Consider the following 3364-nt stretch of genomic DNA (forward strand, 5'->3'; position numbering starts at 1 on the left):
CTGAATTCGATGCGGATAACCCGATTGCAGGGGGACTGTTAATCATCGATGAAGCCTCGATGCTTGATATTTCCTTGGCGGCCAGCCTCTTTGTCGCCCTGCCAAAGAACATGCACGTGGTCTTGGTCGGGGATGCCGACCAGCTGCCATCCGTTGGTCCTGGAAACGTCTTGTACGACTTGATCCAGAGCCAGGCCGTCCCTCATATTGCCCTTGAGCATATCTACCGACAGGGGAAGGGGTCGAGCATTTCGACTCTGGCCCAAGCCATTAATGCCGGGAACCTACCGGCTGACTTTCAAACTAATCAGCCCGACCGGTCAACCTTCTTGACGACCGCCGACCAGGTGCCGCGGGCGATTACCCAGGTCTTACAGGCCGCGGTCAAGAAGGGCTTCACATCTGACCAGGTCCAGGTCCTGGCACCGATGTACAAGACCCCGGCCGGAGTGATTGCTTTAAACCAGATTGCCCAAGACCTCTTTAACCCGGTCGAACCAGGGCAACGGACCCTGCAACAGGGTGATACGATTTTCCGTCTTGGCGACAAAGTCCTCCAGTTGGAAAATGATTCTGAACGGGATATTTACAACGGGGATATGGGGCAAGTGATTGCCATCCACTACAAGAAGGACCCCGGGGTCGCGGCCGACTCGCTGGTCGTTGATTTTGATGGGCAAGAAGTCTGGTACACCACTAAGACTTTGAACCAGCTGACCCTGGCCTATGCAACGACGATTCACAAGGCCCAGGGAAACGAATTCAAGCTGGTCATCTTGGTTTTGACCGGCCAATTCAAAATTATGTTAAATCAAAACTTGGTTTATACCGCGATTACCCGGGCTAAGGAATCCTTGGTGATGGTTGGTGACTACGGAGCCTACGAATATGCGGCAACTCATCCCGTCCCTGACCGGCAAACCCGGTTGCAAGAATTTTTGACGGGTGGGGATGCTGATTCCAAGAAGCCAACTTTGGCCCACCTGAAAAACCAGGGAGATTCAGCTGTTAGTCGCCAACCGGTCGGCCAAGATACAGCGACAGATAGTGTGTCCAGTGAGGCCGACCATGAAGTCGAGAGCCAGTCAATGCAGACTGGTGACCAACCATCAACCGACGGCTTGGCCGAACCACAGGCCACTTACCAAGCACCTGCAGACACTGCCGGTGCTCACAAAAGTGAGGCAACACCGGTGACGCCAGACGAAGAAATTGATGCGGGGATGCTCACAACGGCTAGCTTTGACCGGGCCATGGCTGACCCAATGGTTGGCATGGATGGGATTTCTCCCTATGATTTCATGCCGACTAGCGAATAATTTTGTATAATAGAAACAGATTAAAAGTGGGGCTTGTCCCCGCTCACCATTGGAACTGAAAACAAGTCGAATTTAGTTGGAGAGTTTATGACTGCCAATCCGAAGTATCGCCTCTTTGATTTGGGAACAAATCCTGAACTAACAGAAGCAATTGCCAAAAAATTAAAGACCCCAGTTGCCCAAGTAGAGATGCAAACCTTTGCTGACAACGAAATTTATGAACGAATTGTCGATTCAGTCCGTGGGATTGATGTTTACGTTGTCCAACCAATTAGCTATCCGGTTAATGATAACTTTATCAAATTAATGATCTTTATCGATGCCGCTAAGCGGACCTCTGCTAAGTCGATTAACGTCATTATCCCGTACTTGGGTTATGCCCGATCAGACCGCAAGGCTCGGTCACGCGAACCAATTGTTGCCCGCCTGCTAGCCAACATGTTGGAAAGCCAGGGGGTTAAGCGGGTCATGACCATGGACTTGCATACGAGCCAGGTCCAGGGATTCTTCGATATTCCCGTTGACCACTTAATCGCCATGCCTGCCCAGGCCAAGTTCTATGAAGACCAGGGCTTGACCGGGTCGGATGTCGTCGTTGTTGCTTCCGGACCATCAACATTGAAGTTGGTCCAGAAGTTAGCCGAAGTTTTGGAAGCCCAGTGGGCGATTGTTGACCAAGACCGTGACCCTCGCGTCCAAACAGCAGTGACGGGGAACGTAGCTGGTAAGTATGCCATCATCTTGGATGACATTATCGATACCGGTGACACGATGTTGAAGGCAATTATTGCCGTCAAAAAAGCTGGGGCGACAACTATCGATGCCTTGGCTACTCACGGTGTTTTGTCCGGCCAGGCTGGAGAAAACCTACAAGCTTCAGACGTTGATCGGGTGATTGTGACCGATACTGTCCCAATCCCGGCCGAAAAGCGCTTTGATAAATTAACGGTGATTTCAACGGCTGACTTGTTTGCTGAAGCAATTGAGCAAGTGATTGCTCATAAGTCGATGGCCAAGGTCTTACTTAGCCCTGACCAGCGTGAGGCCATCGAATGAACGAATTAGAATTGATTAAACTAGCAACCCCCGAATGGTCAGCAACCGAAGAGGGCCTGCGGACTTCCCAGTATGGAGCCGGATTTATCTTTCAGGCACCAGTAACGGGGACACTGTCCTTTGACTTTGCCCACCACTACCCGGACTTGGTTTGGACTTTGGCCATTGATGGTCAGGACCAGGACCAAATCTTGGTGGCCAATAGCCATTTAGACTTACACTTGCAGGGTGGCCATGACTACCAGTTAACCCTCGACCAGTGGCAAACCGGCCAAGTCGCCTTTTGGCAGACTGGTTTGATTATTACGGCTGCCAATTGGGATGGAGACAGTGACTTAGTCCCAGCCCTCAAGGCTGATAACGAGCAAAGCTATCTGACTTTTGTCGGTGATTCAATCACTGCCGGTGAATTCATGGAAGGTAGTAACCATGATTCCCACCGTCCTAGTCAATCCTTCCCAGCCTTGGTTGCCAAGCACTTTGGCCAACGGTTGAACCGGATTGCCTATGGTGGGACCGGACTAACGAGTCGGGCACCTTTCCAAGAGCCTAAGGCCATCGATGCCTTGTGGCAGGTGGGGCCAGGCATTAGCCGTCGCCGCGTCCAGACTAAGCAAGTTGTCGTAGCCTATGGGCTGAACGATGGTAACTACGGCGCAACCGACCAAGAGTTCGCTTTTGGTTTACGCGTTTATTTGTTAGAATTAGTCAAGCGCTTTCACGGAGCTCATTTTTATTTGTTAACGCCGTGGAATGGGGCCTTTGTTGAAATCTTCAACCAAGAGGTCGCCCGCTTTGATAACTTTACGGTGGTGCCGGCCCACGAATGGGGGGTCAAAACCCGACCTAACCATCCTGGTCTGGCCGCTCACCAATTAATGGCAGAAAAAATAGCAGCAGTATTGGAGGATTAGACATGGTTTACCAAGCAGCAGCAGATCGTTACGAGAAATTGCCTTACCGTCGGGTTGCCGACTCAGGGCTAATTG

3 protein-coding genes are annotated in these 3364 nt (G+C 51.2%); all 3 read left to right on the top strand.

Features of this window, described 5'->3' with window-relative positions:
• Positions 1–1319 (top strand): AAA family ATPase (locus AOQ29_RS05385; RefSeq protein ID WP_158530753.1); only part of this gene is annotated, 1319 nt, incomplete at its 5' end.
• A gap of 87 nt (positions 1320–1406) precedes the next feature.
• The gene (locus tag AOQ29_RS05390) at positions 1407–2375 is read left to right on the top strand and encodes a ribose-phosphate diphosphokinase (RefSeq protein WP_061993489.1); all 969 of its coding nucleotides are present in this window, start codon (positions 1407–1409) and stop codon (positions 2373–2375) included.
• Entirely contained in the window at positions 2372–3289 is a 918-nt protein-coding gene (locus tag AOQ29_RS05395; RefSeq protein ID WP_061993490.1) for a GDSL-type esterase/lipase family protein, read from the top strand. Before AOQ29_RS05390 ends, AOQ29_RS05395 begins: the two co-directional genes overlap by 4 nt.
• Positions 3290–3364 lie beyond the last annotated feature (75 nt).

Origin of the sequence: Fructobacillus ficulneus (assembly GCF_001047075.2) — a bacterium.
In the GTDB taxonomy this organism is placed as follows: domain Bacteria; phylum Bacillota; class Bacilli; order Lactobacillales; family Lactobacillaceae; genus Fructobacillus; species Fructobacillus ficulneus.